Genomic DNA, 21,076 nt, shown 5'->3' with positions numbered 1-21,076 from the left:
ATTTAATCAAAGATGACGAACTTAACGCTGGTAAGTTAATGTCCAAGTTAATGGTGTTGGCAGTTTTTCAGATTCTAACTTAACCGTGTAACGCAGCTCATTGTCTGACACCTGTTGCCAAGTATTGGTACGTTTACCGCGCTCTGACTCGACAATCACCACAATGGCTTGTGCACTTTCCGTAAAGCTACCCGAAATCTCGATGTCTTCTTCATCCGTCTTAAAGACTTCGCCTTTGGCGGTCAGAGGAATGACGTCGGCCTCTTCTTGATCACACTGCCAAGAAAACTCGCCTGCTTGTTTGGCTAACAGCCACTGCTGACAAATTTGCGTCTGCTTTTTCAATACAGGTCTTGCCAACGCTCGGATGAAAAAATTCATTTCTTGTACTACATTTTCAACCGCTTCATCCAGCTTAGCTTGCGTATTGGCCGCATCTTGCAACTGCCACTCGCCTTCTATATTGGCCGCCTGCAAAGCACCGCTCAACAGCATAGCCGACACACCCATGGTTAACATCTTTTTCACTTGCCTTCTCCTTTATTGTTATTGTCATCTGATCATCGCAGAGAAGTTTCATGATGTAAGGTGCAAAAACACCCACAATAACTGACAATTAACGCCAAAACCCTCTTCTTTCGACAAATTTTAGAGCCAAAAAAAACCTGACCATCCAGTTTGATGATCAGGTTTTTCAACTTTAACAAAGGCTTACTTGTCGAAGCCGTGTTTGCGTTTCTTATTTATTAGCTCTTATTTTTCAACTGTTACTTTTCAAAGAGAGCCGCACGCTGAAGCTCAATGATTTCCGCAATGCCCTTACGAGCTACCGCCAGCATACCCATCATATGCTCATCGCCAAAGGCTTCACCTTCTGCTGTGCCTTGGATTTCAATGAAACCGCCCTTGTCATTCATAATGACGTTCATATCCGTTTCCGCATTAGAATCTTCTGGGTAATCCAAATCCAATACCGGCGTACCTTTGTAGACACCCACCGAAATCGCAGCGATCTGAGAAACAATCGGGTTTTCTTTGACCTTTTTGTTCTCCACAAGATGACGCATCGCATCGGCTAGGGCCACAAACCCACCCGTGATGGACGCCGTACGCGTGCCGCCGTCAGCCTGAATGACATCACAATCGATGGTGATGGTGTTTTCGCCTAGTTTCTTCAAATCCACTGCAGCACGCAATGAACGACCAATCAAACGTTGAATCTCAACCGTACGGCCACCTTGCTTACCACGCGCCGCTTCACGGTCCATACGACTGCCAGTAGAGCGCGGCAACATGCCGTATTCCGCCGTAATCCATCCTTGACCTTTACCTTTCAAAAAACGCGGCACACCCGGCACAACCGTCGCCGTACAAATGACTTTGGTGTCACCACATTCAATTAATACAGAACCTTCGGCGTGTTTGGTAAAATTTCGAGTGATTTTAAGGGGACGTAACTGATCAACGGCTCTTCCACTTGGACGCATACTAGCTCTCTCTATTGGTTAATCTTCACTAAAGCCGCAATTATAACGAACCCTCATAAAATTGCCCCCCTTACAATGGGGAAACTGTCGTCTTGCTATGGCATAAGCTACAATAACGCCACATTTTTCTTAACTTAGGTATTCAAAATGACAGCAAGCATGACCGCCTTCTCACGCCAAGAAGCCAGCTACGATTGGGGCACCATCAGTTGGGAAGTTCGCTCAGTCAACCAACGCTATTTAGAACCTAACTTCCGCTTACCGGAAGCCTTTCGTGAATTGGAATTTTCCTTCCGCGACCTGCTAAGAAAAAAACTCAACCGCGGCAAACTAGAATGCCAACTGCGTTTCCAAGCCGTCGACAAAGCGGCCACCAGCTTAACCATCAACCCAGAAAACGCCCAAGCCTTGGCCAACGCCGTACAACAACTCGGCACCTGGTTTGATGGCATCAAAACCCCATCGCCACTGCAAATCCTTCAATGGCCGGGTATTCTTAGTGATACCAGCGACGACGCGGACACCATCAAAAAAGCCGTAGCAGAACTGTTCGCCAACGCCGTGGACGAACTCATCCAAATGCGTTTACGCGAAGGCGAACAATTGGTCGCCATCATAGAACAACGCCTTGATAGCATTGACGCCATCGTTGCCGAAGTGCAAGACAAACTGCCCGGCATCATAGCTGCGCAAAAACAAAACCTAACGGACAAACTGGAAGCCGCCAAAGTCGAACTCGACCCAATGCGCGTGGAAGCGGAAATCGTCCTATTGGCACAAAAAGCCGATGTAGCGGAAGAACTGGATCGCCTTGTCACCCACACCAAAGAAGTCCGTCGTCAGCTTAAACAAAAAGGCCCCATCGGCCGCCGCCTCGACTTCCTCATGCAAGAACTCAACCGCGAAGCCAATACGCTATCGTCTAAGTCCATCGTCGTAGAAACCACCCAAAGCGCCGTGGAACTGAAGGTATTGATTGAACAGATGAGAGAACAGATCCAGAATATTGAGTAAGGTATTTATAACTTATCAACCCATCTTCTAAGTTCAAGAGAGGCATTTATGTTAACTGACACGATTGTTCATAAATGCGCTTCTATTGAGCGTGTCGTAAAACGCATCGAAGGGGTGTATCACACCTCTTCTCATTTCGAAAACGATTTAACCAGCCAAGAGTCCGTCATATTCAACCTACAAAGAGCCTGCCAAGCCTGTATTGATATCGCCAATGCTACTAACAAGCATTACCAAATGAGTCCTCCATATAGTGCAGATGAAAGCTTTGAATTAATGAGTGAAGCAGGACTTATTTCTAAAACGACTAAATGTAATTTACAACAGCTAGACTACATCAAAACGATCGCAGTACGTGATCCACAGCACTTAGATACAAACGTTTTAGCGCAGTTAATTGAAAACAGGATTTGCGACTTTCAACACTTTATCGGCGAAGTTAAAAGCATTTCATAGCTTTTTTCTGACATCAACTTACTCTGGTCTAGTTGAAGGGCCTTGGCCCTTTAATTTTTGTACTCATCCATGGTTTAAATTTACTCTGACCCATTTTATTCCATAAAACAAGGTCGACTATTCATCAGAATCATTATCGTCTTTATCATTACCACACAATGCTTTAACTGATGCTGCAAGTTCGCTCTCAGCGTATTCACTGTCTTTAAGAACATCGTATAAACCTTGCAAATTATCTGGTGACCATTTTTCAATATTCCACCCAGAGCCTTTTATTTTCTGTGATAGTAGCCAATCTACTATTTCAGACTTTTCTTGTTTAATCACGTCGTCAATAAATGCAGTGATATCATTCGCTGCTGTCGCATCATCCTTAATATCAGGCATATCAAATACCCCACCAAAGTAAGAAATACTTTTATATCTATGATCATTAGATGTGCTTATTTTGATGAAATCAGCCTTAAGTTTTCTGCCAATACTATTTTTCTTTCCTTTATTAATAAGTGCTAACAAGTTTGATACCAACTCAATGTCATATGAATCTTTCTGATCAGGAAGCATTTTTAAAGCATTCACCAATTCATTCTGATGCTCTAGTTTTTTATTAGAGTCTTTCAAATATTTGATGATTTTTTCTATATGAGGATGTTTCTCATTAATACGTTTTAGCCAATCATCGGCTGTAAGCTCACTGTCATCCAAGAATTCTAAAAACTTTTTTAAAAGACCAGTAGGTTGATACTTCAACACATCATCAATGAACTCGGAATTCCATAAAGGAAGTTCACTCTTATCAATATAGGTAGACCAGCTATCCGCCCACTGTAAAATATCTCCTGCCGTCATTTTCGTAAAACTTTCTTTAAGGAACGAGTAATCAGTTTTGATCAATGGAGAAATATTCATTGCGTAGACTCGACTAGCCTGAACAAGCGTCTCTAAATTCGGCAAAAAGTACTCGGTAGTACCGTTGTGTTTACACCATTTAAGGATGTCAGAAAAGTCACATGCACTAAAATAATCTGTTAAGTAGTTACTACAATCTGGTCTTTCTTCAAGTTTAGTGGTTAACCATGTCAATGCACTACCATATGATTGATTTACGTTTCTCTCATTCAATAAAGTAATATTTTCTGTGGGGTCAAATGCATTAACAATTGCTGCGGCAACCAATGCAGTATATGCATCCCGTGTTTCATCGCTACAATCCAAGTTTCGTAATTTATTTGCTAATTGTTGGGCTATATTTTTCTTATTTGCTGATCGCCAATCAGCGCTAAATGGTAAGACCTCAAGCAAGTGCTCTGGTGATTTACTTGCTATATCAACTTTATTCAATAATTTAGATTCTGGAATTTTTTCAAATTCGCCAACACGTAGTTTCTTAAGTATTTCAGGAAAGATTGTTTCCTCTTCATTGAAAAGGGTTTGCCTCTTACAAGCAGATTCAATTAGTTTTACAGTGTCTGTCTTGTTGATCAATTTTGGTATATCCCAATGACTGAGGCGGGCCTCAAATGGGAACAAGACATTCACTATAAAATTAACATCTGGTTTCTCTATAAACTGTGGTGTAATATTTGTTCTGAATGAATATCGGTAACACTCTTCTAACGACTGTCTCAAATCTCGCCACTTATCAGAATCAACGCTGTGAGGTTCGTTGTCAGCTTTCATCCATTTCAAAGAACTCCACTGTTTATTAATATCCTTGGTCACGTTACGTTGAAGTTCTTTAACCAGTGTTAAATCAATCTTTATTTCATGTTCAGCTAAAATCTCATGACTCTCTATAAGATCAGAATCCATTTCATAATCATCAATCATCACTTCTTTAATCTCATGATTAATGTCGTGTAGATGAGTATCTAGAACAATTTTTCCAATTTCGCTCCTCACCAATGAGGCCGCAATTTTTATTAAATCACTCGCATGAGTACTCTCTACCTGTTTTTTGAAAAACAAATCAAAACCATGCAATGGATGAAGCTCTATTAATCTTTCTGAATCTAATGACAGAAATGCACTTTTAATTGGCTCCGCAATTAGCTCACTCTGCGCTACCTCAAACGAGGTTTGGAAGTGTAATGCGGCAATTTGTTTTGGCCACTCTTCTTTTTCCTCGCAATGCTTACGTAATATTTTTTGCGTTATTTTTAGTCTTGAGTCTTCGTAGCCTTCATTATTAAGAGTTACTACACCTGACTTACTCAGTATGTCGTTAATTGTTAGATTGTGATCTTTTACTGCGATAATATACGCTGCACAACATACACCATTCAAAATCTCATTGCGCTCTGGACAACTATCAATCTTGGCTCCAATGCGATTAACGATACTCTTAAGGTACCTCGGTGTGACCTTTCTATTCCACACTTCTATAAGTGTTTTTACTCCTTCTTTTCCTTTTATATCTGGCAGTGTCTGCTCCCAATATTCATTGAATTGCTCATACCAGCCTGTTGTCACAATAGGTGGTGCAGAAAAAGGCACTGGGATACGTTTAGAAATAAATTCTTTGCCCGATTGACCTTCATCTACTGAGCTTTTTTCAAGGGCCTTGGCTAAATGCTCTTCTGAATAAGGTAGTAAAATTCTAAGTTTTTCACTACCTAGTGAAATAAGCGTTTCTATATCACTCCATAGTTCGCGAGCGTCATCTGGCGCAACTCGATCAATATTATCAATAACCAACAAAAGCACATTATTTTCTGGAATAAGCTCAGCAAAAGAATCAAATGCTTCTTTAAGCTCAATCGAGCCAACTTCTCTATTTATATCTATGGTTTCAGTTATGGTGTCTACACTATTACGCTTAATGAGATCGCCTAGTTGAGTAGTCTTTTTAAAACGCTTTATTAACCAAAATAAAACGAAAGGAAAAGCAACAAGGGCTAGAGATAAACAGCCACTCGATATGTCAAAACCTGAACTTGCTGTATCAAGAGATATACTTTGATTAGGGTCTTGATTTTTTGTGGAAACATTTTGATTTAAATCAAGAAGAAAGCTTATAGAGGGCTTAACCTGCCAAGCAGAAATGCCAAATAAGAAAAAAAAGATAATCGATGAAAATGGAAGGTGACTATTTGTATCTTTGGTATACGTTAATCTTTTCCCTAATGCAGTATCTACAGCCTTGGAAAGTTTTTCTTTTTCCTTCGTTTTACGATTACCCAACATCCTTACTAGTTCTATTTCGATGACTTTTATCAACGCAGGTCTCAAAGAGGTATGGTGTTGATCAGCATCAAATGTGACTATATGAAACCCTTTATCCTGTACTTGCTGTTTTAAGATGTTAATCACAGTACTTTTGCCTGCTCCAAGGCTGCCCTCAACCCCAATTATGTGCTGGGTGTCATCATGAAGAAGTACTTTAGAAATAGCATCAGCTACTTGTTTGTGCCCTTGACCATTAAATAAATCAGATTCAACAGGTTTTTCATTTTGATACTTTCTTACATGATCCATTGTGGTGAATTTCCTCATCTCGATAGTGCTTTAACCTTTAGAAACTATAGCAGAATTATTATTTATTAAAGCAACGCATGACTTGACTTGACTTGACTTGACTTAAATATTGTTTCTTTTTCTCGTTTCTGACTTTTCACCTCTTTGTATAGCAACTTTAGAGGAGTTACCCATGTTTTGTATACGATATCGATACAAAAAGAGATTTTGTGGAGAATATCAACACCTTAATGCTAGCGGTATCCTCATTGAAAAAGCGCTGCAATTATTAAAACACCATAATCATCGACGCTTTGCCCATACCGCCCCAGATGCCCAAAGGGTAAGTGCTGTGTTACAACACATAGAGTGTGAGGCAAAGAGTAAAAGTGAAACTATAAATCCTTTACCAAATAAAAAATGAAAATATAGTTTCATTTTGACCTAATTAACCATATCAAATAGTCACTTTACTCAAAGTCAAAAGTAAAGCTATACTTTCACTATCTCATGATTTAAGAAAATATAGTTTCACTATGAATACCATCAAATCAACAGCAAAGCGCACTGCCGTCGTTTTTCCAAAGCACAAAAAGGTGTTAAGCATCTTAGGCGAGAACTTAACTCTGGCGATGAAGCGTCGCGGCATTACCCAAGAAATGCTGCACGAAAGAACTGGTCTGTCTAAACCAACGTTACGAAAAATCCTAAAGGGCGACCCTTCCGTTTCGCTTGGTCACTATGCCAACGTATTAGCCAGTTTAGGCCTCTTAGAAGACCTAGCCAAAGTCGCCTTTGATGACGAGCTGGGAAGAAAGCTGCAAGACATCCAGTTGCTGAACAAAAAATAAGAGTGTCGCATTATGGAAATCTACGTTTATGCTGATTGGACTGAGTCAACCGACCCTATACTAGTTGGTACATTACGATCGTCAGAAATTAGAGGTAAAGAACATTTCAGCTTTAGTTATGACGAGACGTGGCTAACTTCAGATTATGTTCGCCAGATTGACCCTTCTTTAAAACTATTCGTTGGCGAACAACATGCGCTGGACGATAAGAATTTCAAAATATTTCTCGACTCATGCCCTGACCGTTGGGGTCGATTGTTAATGCAACGCAGAGAAGCGGTAATTGCTAGACAAGAAAAACGGCGAGCAAAAAGCCTATACGAGACGGATTACTTACTAGGTGTTCACGATTCATTTCGCATGGGAGCCCTGCGATTTCGTACATCATTAGATGGCCCTTTTTTAGATGACAACAATGAGCTGGCAGCGCCCGCAATAACCAGCTTACCCGAGCTACAACATGCCGCCAATAAAATCGAAGAAGCTCCGGATTTTGACAACCCAGATTATCTGAAATGGCTCAATATGCTGATCTCACCTGGCTCATCACTAGGTGGAGCTAGGCCAAAGGCGTCAATAAGAAATCACGATGATAGTTTGTGGTTAGCTAAGTTCCCTAGCCGTCACGATGATTACGATATTGGCTTGTGGGAGTTCATTGTGTATCAAATGGCCATTAAGTCTGGCATCGAAATGGCTGAATCAAAAGTTGAAGCGATTGGCAGACATCATATTTTTTTAACAAAAAGGTTCGACCGTACCGAAACAGGAAAGCGGCGACACTTCAGCTCAGCAATGACGCAACTAGAGTACTTTGATGGTCAGGATGATGGGGCGAGTTACTTAGAGCTGGCTGAATTTCTGATCCAACACGGCTCGAATACTCAGGCAGATCTTGAACAACTTTGGACCAGAATGCTGTTTAATATCATGGTATCTAATTGTGATGATCATCTTAGAAATCATGGATTCATTCTGGAGTCGACTGGTTGGCGGCTATCTCCTGCCTACGATATCAATCCTATGTTATACGCCACTGGTCTACACCTTAATATTGATGACGTAAGCAACGCACTTTCGATTGACTTAGCATTTGACATTGCAGAGTATTTTCACGTTACTGAAAGTAAAGCCAAGGCCATCCACCAAAGATTGTTAAAGGCCGTTTCACAATGGGAAAGCCTTGCTCAACAAGCGGGCATCCGCAAAGAAGAAAGAGAACGATTGAGAGACTGCTTTATACTCGACTAGAACGCCACAACACTTTTCTGCGCATAAAAGTGTGAAATGCAAATTGAGTGCTCGCCTTAGCGTTTGGTTAAACGTGAAAATTAAACGGTGATGGGTCAACACAAAGTTACTTTATAGGTAATAATCTGTAGGCCTTAATACCTACCATTCGACTCTCGGTTTATCATTCTTGGATACCATAGTATCCATATTGAGCTTATTTTTATGAAAATGGACAAGCTAGTTGATGGGGAAATCCTGCTCGACAAAGCCTTTCAAGACAGCCATACCATCACGAAAACGGGTCTGTATTTTCATTTACTTTCAGTCATCTCTTTCTAACCCAACAAGTCATTTTCCTTCGTATACACTAAACCAATAACGTCTGTTACTCGAGGAAGTTCAGGATGCAAAGCTCAATTCAGTTTCGCTATTTGGTGCTGGTGATGTTGGCGTGTTTTTGTTCTGTCTTACAAGCAGAGCAAAGCATTGGGAAGATGCTGTTAAAGCCAGGTGTGCATGTGTTGATGCGTCATGCCCTCGCGCCGGGTACAGGTGATCCTAGTCATTTTCGTGTCGAGGACTGTTCCACTCAGCGCCTTTTGAATGAGGCGGGACGAGAGCAAGCCAGACGCATTGGTCAAGTACTGCGAGACAAGGGGGTCCGCTTTGATTATGTGTTCAGCAGTCAGTGGTGTCGATGCCTAGAAACCGCACAATTAATGGCAATGGGTAATGTGCAACCCGAGTCTATGCTGAATTCGTTTTTCGCGGATCGCAGTACCGCGGAGTCGCAAACGCAAGCGTTACGTCAGAAGTTAATCACACTGCCGCCACAAGAAAAAGCTCTGTTTGTCACGCACCAAGTCAACATCACGGCATTAACTGGCATATTTCCTCGCTCTGGTGAGATGATTCTGGTCGCGGTTTCCGATGAAAATCAACCATTAGAAGTCATAGGACGCTTCTTACCGGGCACTTAATGAGCCATTTTTGTCGTTTCAATGAAGTGACTCATTTCCTCTGACGGATGTATCCATTACTATGGATCACATATAATGGCTTTGGTTGTCGATGAAAAGGAAAAACTGTGTCGGAATACAACACCCTCTATGAATTTGATGCGAGTTGGAAAGTGACTCAGCTGGTGGTTACACGGGATTTAGACCAAGTACAAAGTGGATTGCAGGTGACGTTTGCCCACGCTGAGCAAAGCATCACCTTGGCATTCGAATGCATTGATGATCCGCAAAATATCATGGAACTGATGGATTTTCAGCAGGTTGTGGTCAGTGAAGAAAGCCATGCTGAGCGCGATTTCAGCACCATAAAAGTCGAACTATTTTGTGACGCCTACGCCGAGTTTTGGTGCGATGCTGTCACCAAGCAATAATCCACTCTCGCTGATTTTCGGCACGGCCTCATAGGCGTGATCCAACACAGTAAACGAAGGTTCGGAAAGCCGCATCATAGACGTCAATGCAACGTCTATGATGGATTAATATTGTCAGCAGGTAATATGTCGAAAATATTGTCTTCCAACCAACTCACCAGATCAATAACATGATCGGCTACTTTAAGCCCTGTTGGCGTTAGGTTGTACTCCACTTTCGGCGGCACCACAGGATAAGATGTACGTTGCACAAAGTTATCCTGCTCAAGGGTTTGCAGTGTCTGTGCTAGCATCTTCTCACTCACCCCTTCAATGGTCCGACGTAAATCGCTAAAACGGTGACGCTCACCATCTTTTAATACCATGAAGATCAGCACGGCCCAGCGGCTGGTAACGTGTTTTAAGATTTCTCGCGATGGGCACTGGTCAGATAAAACATTGCCACGGGTAAACTCAATGACTTTGCCACCCTCTGTTTGTACTTTAAAGCCACTCATTCTTACCTACTTACACGTACTTACTAAAAGTTTGTTTGTTGTATTGTAATGGTATTTAGCACACAGTCCAAATACAATCCGCCCCTAGATCGAAAAAGCATTTTTAAGCGCATCAAATAGCCACTGCAAAGCTGGCCCGCGCGCGCCACCTTTTTTAAACACCAAGTCCACAGGCACAGACCAAGGCTTATGATCAAACGCCGCATCCATTTTCACCAAACGTCCTTGTGCTATTTTCGGTTGCGCTAAAGTCACTGGCACGTAAGCCCAGCCAATTTGACGTTCCACCAATTCCAGCACGGAATAATAACTGGAACACCACCATACCGACGGCGTCATACTAATGAGGATTTGCGATTCTTGCTTGGTACGACCGCGGACAGAAATTTGACGATAGGGCGCAAGATCAGACTCCGTCACTACTTTTTTCGTCGCCAAGGCAAAGGACGGGTGACAGACCGCGATAAAATCCACACCACCGACATAGCAAAAGTCCACTTGCTTGTTGATGTCCACTTCAGAAAACATCACACCTAAATCACACCACCCTTCTGCCACCGCAGAAGTCACATCTACGGATGCCATGGACAAGACATCCAATTGTAAGTGAGGAAACTGCTGAGCAAAATCGGCTAGCACCTTAGCCACCGGCGCTTCCAATAAAGCATCATCCAACACCAAACTGAGCGCACTTTCTTCTTTACGAAGGATGGATTCGGCAATTTTTTCAAATTCCAGCGATTGCGTCAGCAACGCTTTCGCACTGCGTACTAGGCGCTCGCCCTCTGGCGTTAATTGTGGGCTTCGCGAAGAACGATCAAACAAGGTAACGCCCAAGTCCAATTCCAAATTACTGATAGCATGACTGACCGCAGACTGTACCTTGCCCAACTTCCTCGCACACGCGGAAAAGGAACCTAACTCCGCTGATAAGACCAGCATATTAATTTGTTCTAAATTCAACATATGAATAATTTCGATAGTTACTAACTTTTAATCATCTTAGTTGTTGATAGTATGCACGGCAAATAGTCTCTGCATTGGGAGGACGTTGTCATGAGTTGGTTGTATTTGTTGTTAGCGGGTTTCACCGAAATCGGTTGGCCAATTGGCCTAAAAATGGCGCAATCCAGTGAATCACGTTTATTAGGCATCAGCATTGCGGTGGTCTTTTTATTGATCAGTGGCAGTTTGCTGTGGATGGCACAAAAAGACATTCCCATGGGAACCGCTTACGCCGTCTGGACTGGCATCGGGGCTGCCGGCACCTTCTTAGTAGGCATCTGGTTTTACGGTGACCCAACGTCCTTAATGCGTTACATGGGCGTGTTTTTTATCATCCTTGGTGTGGCCTTACTTAAGTTCGCGGCTTGAGCGTATAATGGCGGCCTTGCGCACGTAATCTGCAATATTAAGGACATCCATGAAAGCAATAAAAAAATTAATGAAGCATGATGCTTGGTTCTTGCTACTTTTTATTTTCCTCATTGCCCTGTGTTTGCGTGGCCCTGTCACAGGCTTACCACCGCTACTGGATCGTATCAGTCAGGAGTTGCAATTAAATAGCTCTCAATCCGGCTTACTGATCAGCATTCCCTTGCTGGCCTTTGCGATATTTGCCCCTGTGGCTTCCTGGCTAACGCGCTTTTTCCGCATCGAAAAAATTCTCGCCAGCGGTGTGGCGCTGATCGCCATAGGGATGTTGATTCGCGCCACCGGCTCGATTGGCAGCCTTTACTTGGGCGCGCTTTTAATCGGTGCAGGCATTGCCATTGGCAATGTATTGCTACCCAGTTTATTAAAGCGCGAGTTTCCTCAGTTTGTCGTACAGCTCACCGCCATTTATGTGTTAATGATGGGCGTTGGTGGTTTTGTGATGTCGAGCTTTGCTGTGCCCTTAAGCGACTTCGCCAATCGGACTCAGTTTCCCATCAGTGGATGGTCTTTCGCGCTGGCTTGTCAGACCGTGATTATTTTACCGGCGATACTGGTGTGGTTTTGTTGCCGTATTACACAGCATCACCAACCTAAGAATACTCGTGGTGAAAACAATGGCACACTGTGGCGTCGTCTATCATCGTGGCAAGTGGCTGGCTTTTTAGCGGTTAACTCCTTGTTTAATTACATCATTGTCGCGTGGATCCCAGCCATTTTAGTCAGTCATGGCTACACAGATACTACGGCGGGGTTATACCAGGGTTATTTGCAATTGGCGGGCGCGTTACCCTCGCTTATTCTAGCGCCCTTTATCCAATACTTGGGCAGCCATCGACGTTTGTGTTTATTTGCGACCAGCCTCACCGTTCTCAGTATTTTAGGCTGGCTCTATGTGCCGACCCTGTCTGGCTTTTGGTCATTAAGCTTCGGCTTTGGTATCAGTATGGGCTTTATTTTAGGGCTGTCTTTTATTGGCATGCGAACCGATACGCCAAAACAAGCAGCCAGCTTATCCGGTATGTCACAATTATTCGGTTACACCTTGGCGGCATTAGGGCCGGTAATGATTGGCGCCTTTTACGACTGGCAGCAATCATGGCAACCACCTCTGTATGTACTCTTGTTGATTGGTGTAATCTGGATGATTTTAGGGTGGTTTGCGAGCCCGAAACCTCAGTCTAACCCGTCATAGGTGGGAAGCATCACAAGCCATTTAGCTAGGCTAGATGGCTGTTTAGTGTCATTGAGATAAAGGGTTATTTTTCGATGTGCAACGGAATGTTTATATGGAAACGAGTCCCTACTCCCAATTCCGATTCTAGGTTTAATCGTCCTTTCATCAGTTTGTAAACCCATTGGTGAACCAAGTACAAGCCTAACCCATTGTGTTGTCTGTCACGCCCCGTGGTTTTAAACGGATCAAACACCGTTCCTATGATCTCCGAGGCGATACCAAAACCATCGTCTTGCACCACTAGCTCTAAATCGGTGCCAACTTGATGAGCCGTGATGCGAATCTGACCGGCTTCATTTTCATGAAATGCATATTCCAAGGCATTGTCGAGCAGGTTCTGAATGATTTGAGACATGACACCCGGATATCCCTGCATTTCGATGCGTTCGGGGCACTCAGACATGACCATGACTTTCGGTCGTTTTTTCAGACGTGGCTGATAGGTAAAGAGCAAATCATCCAGAACATCATTGAAGACAAAAGATTGAACATCTTGAATGGCACGATCCGATGCGATCCGTTTAAAGCCAGAGACGACTTCTAACGCCCGATTCAAATTTTTCTCTGCAATGCTTAATGAAACACCAACTCGCTCGATATTTTCAGGGAGAACATCAGGTTTATCAATGAGTTGACGGCCTGACGAAAGTGCCAATTTAACGCCACCTAACGGTGTGTAAATGTCATGAGCTAAGCCGGATACCATCATTCCCAGCGAGGACAATTTACTGGTTTCAACCAGTTCATCCTGCAGCTCAACTAACCTTTTATTCATGTCATGCAGCTTTTGATTAGCCTGATCAGTTTGGCGCTTTTCACGTTTGAGCTGTTTTAGCAAACGCCTACTGGTAAATTGCGTTTGCAAATGACGCCAGCACCACCAAGCTAATAACAAATAGACAATGCCAGCTAACAGTACAATGCTGAGCGTTAATTTAAGATGCCAGCGAGCAAACTCGGTTGGTTCTGAATGGGCCACAAGGTAAATAAAGGGGACTTCTCTTGGCTGTAAACTGTCTTCCTCGTCTAAATAAAAGCGCATAAAGCTCCATAAACGCCCTTGCCCCCAATGACGTTTCAAATCCATTTCTTCGGACAAAATACTTTGCCACACATCAGAAAACCGACTCGACATCCGAACCCCTTCTTCGGTCGGACGTAATACATGCCCCCACTCTAATGATTGGTCATCTGACATGATCCAACCACCTTGCTGGTCGAGCACTTCTAGGTGAACAAGGTCATTATTCAGCTGTTTAAGCTGATCAAACATATCGGCTAAATTGTAATTCACTACTAAGAAGCCTGAATCACGACCAGAAATACGTAATACACCACGCACCGTCGGCTGAAAAGGCCAAACGACTTCACCGTTGTCAATATTGAGATCCAGCGGCGAAACGTAGACATCATCCGGTCTAATCGAAGCTTGCTTAATGTAAGGTCGATTTTGTTTATTCTGTAATTGCGCTTCAGGGACTCGAGAAACGACACCGCTTTGTGCGTTTACCCGTACCAGTTCCATCCCATCCGCGGACATCCAACGAACCTGAGAAATTAACTCTGATGTCGCGGCAAATAATCGAAATTCATTTGCAATCGCGGTCTTCCAATCGTAATCATCTGACAGTTCAGCGTATAACTTCAAACGATCCTTCACACTATTACGCAGCAACAATGTGTTCTTTTTGATGTACCCCACTTGGCGACTGAAAGCGCTACTACTTCTGGTCAACAGCTCTGTTTCGCTCCACGCTAACTGGCTTTCTTTCTGTTGCCAAAAAAATCGATAGCTGACCACACTAATGGAAACCACCACGAGCAATAACAAGGCTAAAGCCAAAATCAATTGCTGTGTTTCTGGCAAGCGTTTTTGCCAAAATGACAAGGTTTTTTGTGTCATGATTTCACCCAAGCCATTACCTCAGTCAGAGGCATCGGCTTGGCAAATAAATAGCCTTGACCTTGTTCACACCCCAACTTCAGCAAATGCTCTTTTTGTTGTTCTGTCTCAATACCTTCTGCAATCACGTCTAACCCTAGAGAGCGACCTAGCTCAATGATCATTTTTAATATTTTCCAATCTTTTGCCGAGTTTTCCATTCGCCAGACAAAACTTTGATCAATCTTAATGGTGGAAACAGATAAGGTCGATAAATAGGTCAATGACGAATACCCTGTGCCAAAATCATCGATGTTCACCCGAACTCCAATTTCTTTTAAGGTATCAAGGTGACGATTGATGGTGGTTTTTTCTTCAATAAATTGCGACTCGGTAATTTCCAACTCGATCAAATTATTATCAATATTTTCCTCACATAAGATAGCGGTAAATTGTTCAAAATAATTCGGACGAGCAATTTCATTACCCGCTACGTTCACCGAAATAGGCACACTCACACCAATGTCCTTCAATTCATTAATGGCTTTACAGGTTTTGCGTAAAATCTGTCGATCCAATTTGTCGACTAAACCACTGCTTTCCGCCAATGTGATAAACTGTTCTGGTGAAACGAAATTACCACTTCGGTTTTTCCAACGAGCCAAGGCTTCAAAGCCAATTAGCTTATTATCAATCAAGGACACTTTAGGCTGGAAATAGACCTCCATTTCATCCTGTAAAATCACGTCTCGAAGCTCTTTCAAGAGTTCATATCGGCTAAACATGGCAGACGCTAATTCTTCTGAAAAAGCTAAGAAAGACACCCCTTCATACTTAGCACGTTCCAACGTACTTTTGCCAACACTGACCAATTGCTCGGCCTCGTAATTCGGGAAATCCGAAAAGTTCACCAAGCTAATGGTTAAATCTAGGGAATGAATGGCATCTTCCACTGTCACACTGGGATGAATAATCTGTTCTAAATTGGCCTCGTGATACTCTTTATTGTCATAAATCAACATCACAATGGTGTCTCGTTCGAACAACGCCACATCCACCGCGTTATCAAAGAAATCACATAAATATTCGTACAAAGATAAGGTCAGTTGATCACAATATTTTGTCCCCAGCACAGATTCTGTGTAGGCCAAATCTTCCACATGCAACATGAGCAACTTGGCTTTCTCTCGCTCCCAAGAAAACATATGGCGAATCTCACGAACCAGCCAATTTTTGTTATGTATGCCCGAAGTCGGTTCAATGTAGGCGAGCTCAGACAATTTGTTGTTTAGTGCCACATTACGAAAGCCTGCACTGATGTTTTCGCAAAACACTTGCAGTAGATTCACTTCGTTACTGGTTAAATTTCGATTGAGTTTGACAACAACAATGTAATCTCGCCCATCCAACTCTTTGTTCGAAAAATACAATACCGAAAAGCCTTCTAGGAACGTATGCTTCTTACTCAAGCTGGTCTGTCGTGCCGCTTCGGTTAGAATTTCATCTTTAATGGCCATCGAGGCAAATTGGTGAATATAAGGCGAATACTCGCCACTGGCGGCCACAATAAGCGCATCTTCAAGCTTTTCTTGCTCTGAATTGAAAAAACAAACAATGCCACCCTGCTCAATTTTTAACAGATGACTAATTTCTTCTAATATCGAATGGGTATATTCCAACATGTCTTTTTTTGAAGACAAACGTTGGCTGGAAAACAGCAACAACTGCATGCTATGACGCGCTTCTTGCATGGCTAGCAAGTGTTCCCAAGTACGAATATTACTGAGTACTATTGTTTGTAAATGCGCTTGAGTCAGGTCAGATTTACACCAATAATCATCTATGTCGTATTGGCCAACCAGATTATCCGTTGGCATCATGCCGGGTTGCCCTGTTAATAGCACAATGCGCACTAGATCATTACCGATCACTTCTCGAATGGTACCCACTAACCCCAAACCAGCACGGTCTGTTTCCATCACGACATCTAAGAAAATGACCGCAATGTCTGGATTTTCGGCAATAACAACGGCCGCCTCACTGGCTGACGAAGCCTTCAAAAACTCGACCTTTTTACCATCGTATTGAAGGGCGCTTAGGCTGTTCATTAGCGCCATCTGATAATCTGCATCGTCTTCTACGGATAATACCTTACAAACTTCTTTTGGAGCGGACATTAACATCGACGAATCAAAATGGGAGGTTGAATCCATTGACTTGCTTCCTTACAACTTAATTAACTTCTCAACAACACTTTTTGAAGCTTAGTCGTATTTTTATTTTTTTCCTTATAAATCCTTTGTGTTTCGTCATCAGAATCACAATATAGATAAGTCTGGTGATCACATCTGACTGGTTTCCTAGGGGCTCTTTGAGAACAAATTGGCTACCTATCCTTTTGCAAAACTGTGGTACACTAAACGGCTTACATTTGATTATTGTTGGCGGATTTAAAGAGAGCTCATGGGCGAACACAAAGGCAATTTATTTATCTTATCGGCTCCGTCAGGAGCGGGCAAATCATCCTTATATAAAGCCTTATTAAAACAAGACGATAAGGTTCGAATTTCAATTTCCCATACTACTCGTGCAGCGCGAGAAGGCGAAGAACATGGGCGTGAATACTATTTCACTGATGTTGAAAGCTTTTTAGACATGATTGCGGAAGACGCCTTTTTTGAGCACGCTCAAGTCTTCGATAACTATTATGGCACCTCGAAAGCATCGATTTTCAGCATGCTCGAACAGGGTCTTGACGTCATTCTAGAGATTGATTGGCAAGGTGCTCGACAAGTTCGCCACTTGTACCCAAACGCCATCGGCATCTTTATTTTGCCGCCTTCACTGGCTTCTTTGGAAGAGCGATTAAAAGGTCGTGCAACGGACTCAGAAGAAGTCATTCAACGCCGTATGGCAAAAGCGGCCGATGAAATGTCTCACTATCATGAATATGACTTTGTCATCATCAACGATGATTTTGACAACGCCTTAACTGAAATGTCGGCTATTTTTACCGCCATGCGCGCTAAAACCCCGAAAATACAAGAAAAATATGGCAATCTCATCAATGATCTCTTGTCTTTATGAGAAGCCGTTAAGTAAAATCACCCTTGAATAAACAGATAAATTAAACACAGAGGTCAAAATGGCTCGAGTTACCGTAGAAGATTGCTTAGAAAATGTTGATAACCGCTTTGAACTAGTTATGGTGGCGTCGAAACGTGCCCGTCAACTAGCCACTGGCGGTGAAGACGCTCAAGTTGCACTAGAAGGCGACAAGTTTACGGTTGTGGCGTTGCGTGAAATCGCTGAAGACCTAATCAACGCCAAAAATGTAGACTTGCAACAACGTCCAGTTCACGAGTTTTAAGTTCTATGAATGGTATCGCTCATAACACAACCGTCGCACCTCGTGTTTGCCTTTGTGAGGTGAGCGATGTATACCATTGAAGAATTAGCACAAGGGCTAAGCAAATACTTACCCTATGAACAAATTGCTAAGGTCAAGCGAGCGTATTACTACGCAGAGCAAGCTCACGATGGTCAAAAGCGGAAAAGTGGCGAGCCTTATGTCACTCATCCGCTTGCCGTAGCCAAAATCCTATCCGAACTGCGGATGGATTGTGATGGTTTGTCCGCGGCGTTATTACACGATGTGATTGAAGACACTGGCATTAGCCGAGAAGCGCTGGCCGCGCAGTTTGGTGAAGAAGTCGCCAGTTTGGTGGATGGTGTGAGTAAATTAACGCACCTTGAGTTCAACAATCAGATCGAAAAACAAGCTCACAACTTTCAAAAAATGGCCATGGCCATGGCAGATGACATCCGCGTCATTCTCGTCAAACTTGCTGATCGCCTGCATAACATGCGCACCCTTGATGCCATGCCGGCTCATAAGAAACGCCGCATAGCGAAAGAAACCCTAGACATTTATGCGCCCATCGCAAATCGACTGGGTATGTATAATGTCCGAGTCGACCTTGAGTCGTTAGCGTTTCAGGCATATTACCCAATGCGGGCGCAAATGCTGCAACGTGCTATCCACAAAAAGTACGGTCAACAGCGCATTAAAGATACCCAAAAACTGGAAGACACCATTCGCTCTGAACTGGCGGCAGATTACATTGAAGCCAAGATCAGCGTGCGCGAGAAGCACATTTACAGCATTTACCAGAAAATGGATAAAAAGCGTCGCTCTCTCGATGAGATTATGGACGTCATGGGAGTGCGTATTGTCACTGACCGTCATGACAGCTGCTATCGCATTTTAGGGGTCATTCACGCGTTATTTAAGCCAATCGAAGGTCGTTTTAAAGACTACATTGCGGTCCCTAAGTCCAATGGCTATCAGTCTTTGCATACCACAGTATTGGGCACCAATGGCATTCCCATGGAAATCCAAATTCGTACGGAAGAAATGGATTTGGTGGCAAATAATGGTATCGCGGCTCATTGGGCTTACAAGGTCAATGGCGCTTCTTCAGCACCAAGCAATCATGATAGAGCAACCAAATGGGTAAAAAGTCTGTTGGAAATTCAACAGAAAGCGCGTAACCCTGTGGAGTTCGTTGATAACGTTAAAAGCGACCTTTTCCCAGACGAAGTGTACGTGTTCACGCCAAACGGTCAGATCATTGAGCTGCCTTCTGGTGCCACGCCTGTGGATTTTGCTTATGGCGTACACACGGAAATTGGTAACTCTTGTATTTCATGTCGTATTAACCGTCGTTTGGCGCCACTCAGCACTCAGCTAGAAAGCGGTCAAACCGTAGAAATCATCACCGCGAAAAACGCCCAGCCAAACGTCGCTTGGTTGAGTTTTGCGATCACAGGTAAAGCGCGCACCAATATCCGCCATTACTTGAAAGACAAGCAGAGAGAAAACGCCATCTCAATTGGACACCGTTTATTGACTCGTTCCTTGAACGCTTTCCAAACCAATATTGAAGAATTAACGCCAGAGCAAATTGGGCTGGTACTTCAAAATCATCAACTCGACTCTATGGATGATCTATTAGAATCCATAGGTAAAGGTCGACATGTCGGCTACCTTGTGGCGCGTGAGCTCTTCCCGAACATTGACGAAGAGTCTCTGATTACACCGAAGTCCTTTAAAGTCAACGGTTCAGAAGGCATGCTGATTTCCTATGCAAAATGTTGTGCGCCCATACCAGGTGACCCAATTGTAGGGTATGTGCAAGTTGATAAAGGCATTGTCATTCACCATCTCAATTGCTCCAATGTACAAGATCATTTATCCAGCCCTGAGCGATTTATTCATATGTCTTGGGGTAAAGAGATCGAAGAAGAGCTGCACATCAGCTTGATTGTCACTTACATCAATGAACGCGGTGCCGTTGCTAAGATTGCCAGCTCCATTAGTGATACCGACTTCCAGGTGTCAAATTTAGACATCATTGAACGAGGCCGAGTCAGCCGCTTACGTCTTAACATCACCATTTCAAGTCGTGTTGGGCTAGCTGATGTGATGCGTCGAATCAAAGCCGTTCGCTGTGTTGAAAAAGTATCACGAGAGACCATTGTTGGACGTTAAGAGCGTCCAACCTTTCTTTAGTTATAAAGGATATTACTATGTCAAAACAGGTTATTCACACTGAAAACGCGCCAGCTGCTATTGGTCCATATTCACAAGCGGTTCGCGCTGGCAACACAGTCTACCTATCAGGCCAGATTCCTTTGGTTCCTGAAACCATGGAAGTCATCAGCGAAGACATCGTTGAGCAAACGACTCAGGTTTTCAAAAATCTAAGTGCCGTATGTGAAGCCGCTGGTGGTTCGTTGGAAAAAGTAGTGAAGTTCAACATTTTCATGACCGACTTAAACAACTTTGCGACCGTTAACGAAGTCATGACGCAATTTGTTAAAGAGCCTTACCCTGCTCGTGCGGCAATGGGTGTTCGCGCTTTGCCAAAAGGCGTACAAGTAGAAATTGAAGGCATCATGGTGCTGGAAGACTAATCTCTTCTGGACCTAAAAAAAGAGGCTTTTTGCCTAACGCTGTTCACTTAAGCGGAACAGTATTACGAGATACCGGATATCTCGTCTTTGATTGCTTTACCATGCGAGGCCGACTAGGCCTCGCTTTCTTTCGCTCTAAAAACAAATTACACACCCCAGA

19 protein-coding genes are annotated in these 21,076 nt (G+C 43.2%); 12 read left to right on the top strand and 7 right to left on the bottom strand.

Annotated features, from left to right (window positions below; genetic code table 11):
- Window positions 1–21 precede the first annotated feature (21 nt).
- Window positions 22–519 (bottom strand): hypothetical protein, encoded by a 498-nt coding sequence (locus OA79_RS15595; protein WP_231908895.1) that lies wholly within the window; start codon window positions 517–519, stop codon window positions 22–24.
- A gap of 248 nt (window positions 520–767) precedes the next feature.
- On the bottom strand, window positions 768–1,487 hold the full coding sequence (gene rph, locus OA79_RS15590) for a ribonuclease PH (protein ID WP_063334165.1): 720 nt from the start codon (window positions 1,485–1,487) through the stop codon (window positions 768–770).
- A gap of 147 nt (window positions 1,488–1,634) precedes the next feature.
- Here rph and OA79_RS15585 point away from each other — a divergent pair, with 147 nt between their 5' ends.
- Together OA79_RS15585 and hepT are read left to right on the top strand one after the other, a co-directional pair.
- Window positions 1,635–2,501, top strand: coding sequence for a YicC/YloC family endoribonuclease (locus OA79_RS15585; protein ID WP_063334164.1), 867 nt, complete (start codon window positions 1,635–1,637; stop codon window positions 2,499–2,501).
- A 48-nt stretch (window positions 2,502–2,549) separates the two neighbouring features.
- Window positions 2,550–2,957, top strand: coding sequence for a type VII toxin-antitoxin system HepT family RNase toxin (gene hepT / locus OA79_RS15580; protein WP_063334163.1), 408 nt, complete (start codon window positions 2,550–2,552; stop codon window positions 2,955–2,957).
- Between the two features lie 117 nt (window positions 2,958–3,074).
- Here hepT and OA79_RS15575 read toward each other — a convergent pair whose 3' ends face one another.
- Entirely contained in the window at window positions 3,075–6,434 is a 3,360-nt protein-coding gene (locus OA79_RS15575) for a P-loop NTPase fold protein (RefSeq protein ID WP_063334162.1), read from the bottom strand.
- Between the two features lie 515 nt (window positions 6,435–6,949).
- Between OA79_RS15575 and OA79_RS15565 the strand changes: the two genes are divergently transcribed.
- From OA79_RS15565 to OA79_RS15550, 4 genes are all read left to right on the top strand, one after another.
- Complete coding sequence (locus tag OA79_RS15565; RefSeq protein WP_063334160.1) at window positions 6,950–7,264, top strand: helix-turn-helix domain-containing protein; 315 nt, start codon at window positions 6,950–6,952, stop codon at window positions 7,262–7,264.
- A 12-nt stretch (window positions 7,265–7,276) separates the two neighbouring features.
- Entirely contained in the window at window positions 7,277–8,515 is a 1,239-nt protein-coding gene (locus OA79_RS15560; RefSeq protein WP_063334159.1) for a type II toxin-antitoxin system HipA family toxin, read from the top strand.
- 386 nt (window positions 8,516–8,901) lie between these two features.
- Window positions 8,902–9,477, top strand: a complete 576-nt coding sequence (locus tag OA79_RS15555) for a histidine phosphatase family protein (RefSeq protein WP_082825504.1) — start codon at window positions 8,902–8,904, stop codon at window positions 9,475–9,477.
- 107 nt (window positions 9,478–9,584) lie between these two features.
- A complete protein-coding gene (locus OA79_RS15550) occupies window positions 9,585–9,887 on the top strand; it encodes a hypothetical protein (protein WP_063334158.1) in 303 nt (100 codons plus the stop codon).
- Window positions 9,888–9,982: 95 nt separating this feature from the next.
- Here the strand turns inward: OA79_RS15550 and OA79_RS15545 are convergent, their stop codons facing one another.
- Together OA79_RS15545 and OA79_RS15540 are read right to left on the bottom strand one after the other, a co-directional pair.
- Window positions 9,983–10,384, bottom strand: a complete 402-nt coding sequence (locus tag OA79_RS15545) for a winged helix-turn-helix transcriptional regulator (protein ID WP_063334157.1) — start codon at window positions 10,382–10,384, stop codon at window positions 9,983–9,985.
- Window positions 10,385–10,468: 84 nt separating this feature from the next.
- Entirely contained in the window at window positions 10,469–11,350 is an 882-nt protein-coding gene (locus OA79_RS15540) for a LysR family transcriptional regulator (protein ID WP_063334156.1), read from the bottom strand.
- A 90-nt stretch (window positions 11,351–11,440) separates the two neighbouring features.
- On the opposite strand from OA79_RS15540, the gene OA79_RS15535 reads away from it, so the two are divergent.
- Together OA79_RS15535 and OA79_RS15530 are read left to right on the top strand one after the other, a co-directional pair.
- Window positions 11,441–11,758, top strand: coding sequence for a DMT family transporter (locus OA79_RS15535; protein ID WP_063334155.1), 318 nt, complete (start codon window positions 11,441–11,443; stop codon window positions 11,756–11,758).
- Between the two features lie 49 nt (window positions 11,759–11,807).
- Window positions 11,808–13,013, top strand: a complete 1,206-nt coding sequence (locus OA79_RS15530; RefSeq protein ID WP_063334154.1) for an MFS transporter — start codon at window positions 11,808–11,810, stop codon at window positions 13,011–13,013.
- Window positions 13,014–13,077: 64 nt separating this feature from the next.
- Here the strand turns inward: OA79_RS15530 and OA79_RS15525 are convergent, their stop codons facing one another.
- Together OA79_RS15525 and OA79_RS15520 are read right to left on the bottom strand one after the other, a co-directional pair.
- A complete protein-coding gene (locus tag OA79_RS15525) occupies window positions 13,078–14,958 on the bottom strand; it encodes a sensor histidine kinase (RefSeq protein WP_231908892.1) in 1,881 nt (626 codons plus the stop codon).
- Window positions 14,955–17,150 (bottom strand): GGDEF/EAL domain-containing response regulator, encoded by a 2,196-nt coding sequence (locus OA79_RS15520; protein ID WP_063334152.1) that lies wholly within the window; start codon window positions 17,148–17,150, stop codon window positions 14,955–14,957. Before OA79_RS15520 ends, OA79_RS15525 begins: the two co-directional genes overlap by 4 nt.
- A gap of 250 nt (window positions 17,151–17,400) precedes the next feature.
- On the opposite strand from OA79_RS15520, the gene gmk reads away from it, so the two are divergent.
- From gmk to OA79_RS15500, 4 genes are all read left to right on the top strand, one after another.
- Entirely contained in the window at window positions 17,401–18,024 is a 624-nt protein-coding gene (gene gmk / locus OA79_RS15515; RefSeq protein WP_063334151.1) for a guanylate kinase, read from the top strand.
- Between the two features lie 58 nt (window positions 18,025–18,082).
- The gene (gene rpoZ / locus OA79_RS15510; protein WP_013797949.1) at window positions 18,083–18,307 is read left to right on the top strand and encodes a DNA-directed RNA polymerase subunit omega; all 225 of its coding nucleotides are present in this window, start codon (window positions 18,083–18,085) and stop codon (window positions 18,305–18,307) included.
- 66 nt (window positions 18,308–18,373) lie between these two features.
- A complete protein-coding gene (locus OA79_RS15505) occupies window positions 18,374–20,491 on the top strand; it encodes a RelA/SpoT family protein (RefSeq protein WP_063334150.1) in 2,118 nt (705 codons plus the stop codon).
- Between the two features lie 38 nt (window positions 20,492–20,529).
- A complete protein-coding gene (locus OA79_RS15500) occupies window positions 20,530–20,916 on the top strand; it encodes a RidA family protein (RefSeq protein WP_063334149.1) in 387 nt (128 codons plus the stop codon).
- The last annotated feature ends 160 nt before the right edge of the window (window positions 20,917–21,076 follow it).

It is taken from the genome of Marinomonas sp. TW1 (assembly GCF_001625355.1).
Lineage (GTDB): Bacteria > Pseudomonadota > Gammaproteobacteria > Pseudomonadales > Marinomonadaceae > Marinomonas.
This window is presented reverse-complemented; position numbering and strand designations above follow the sequence as displayed.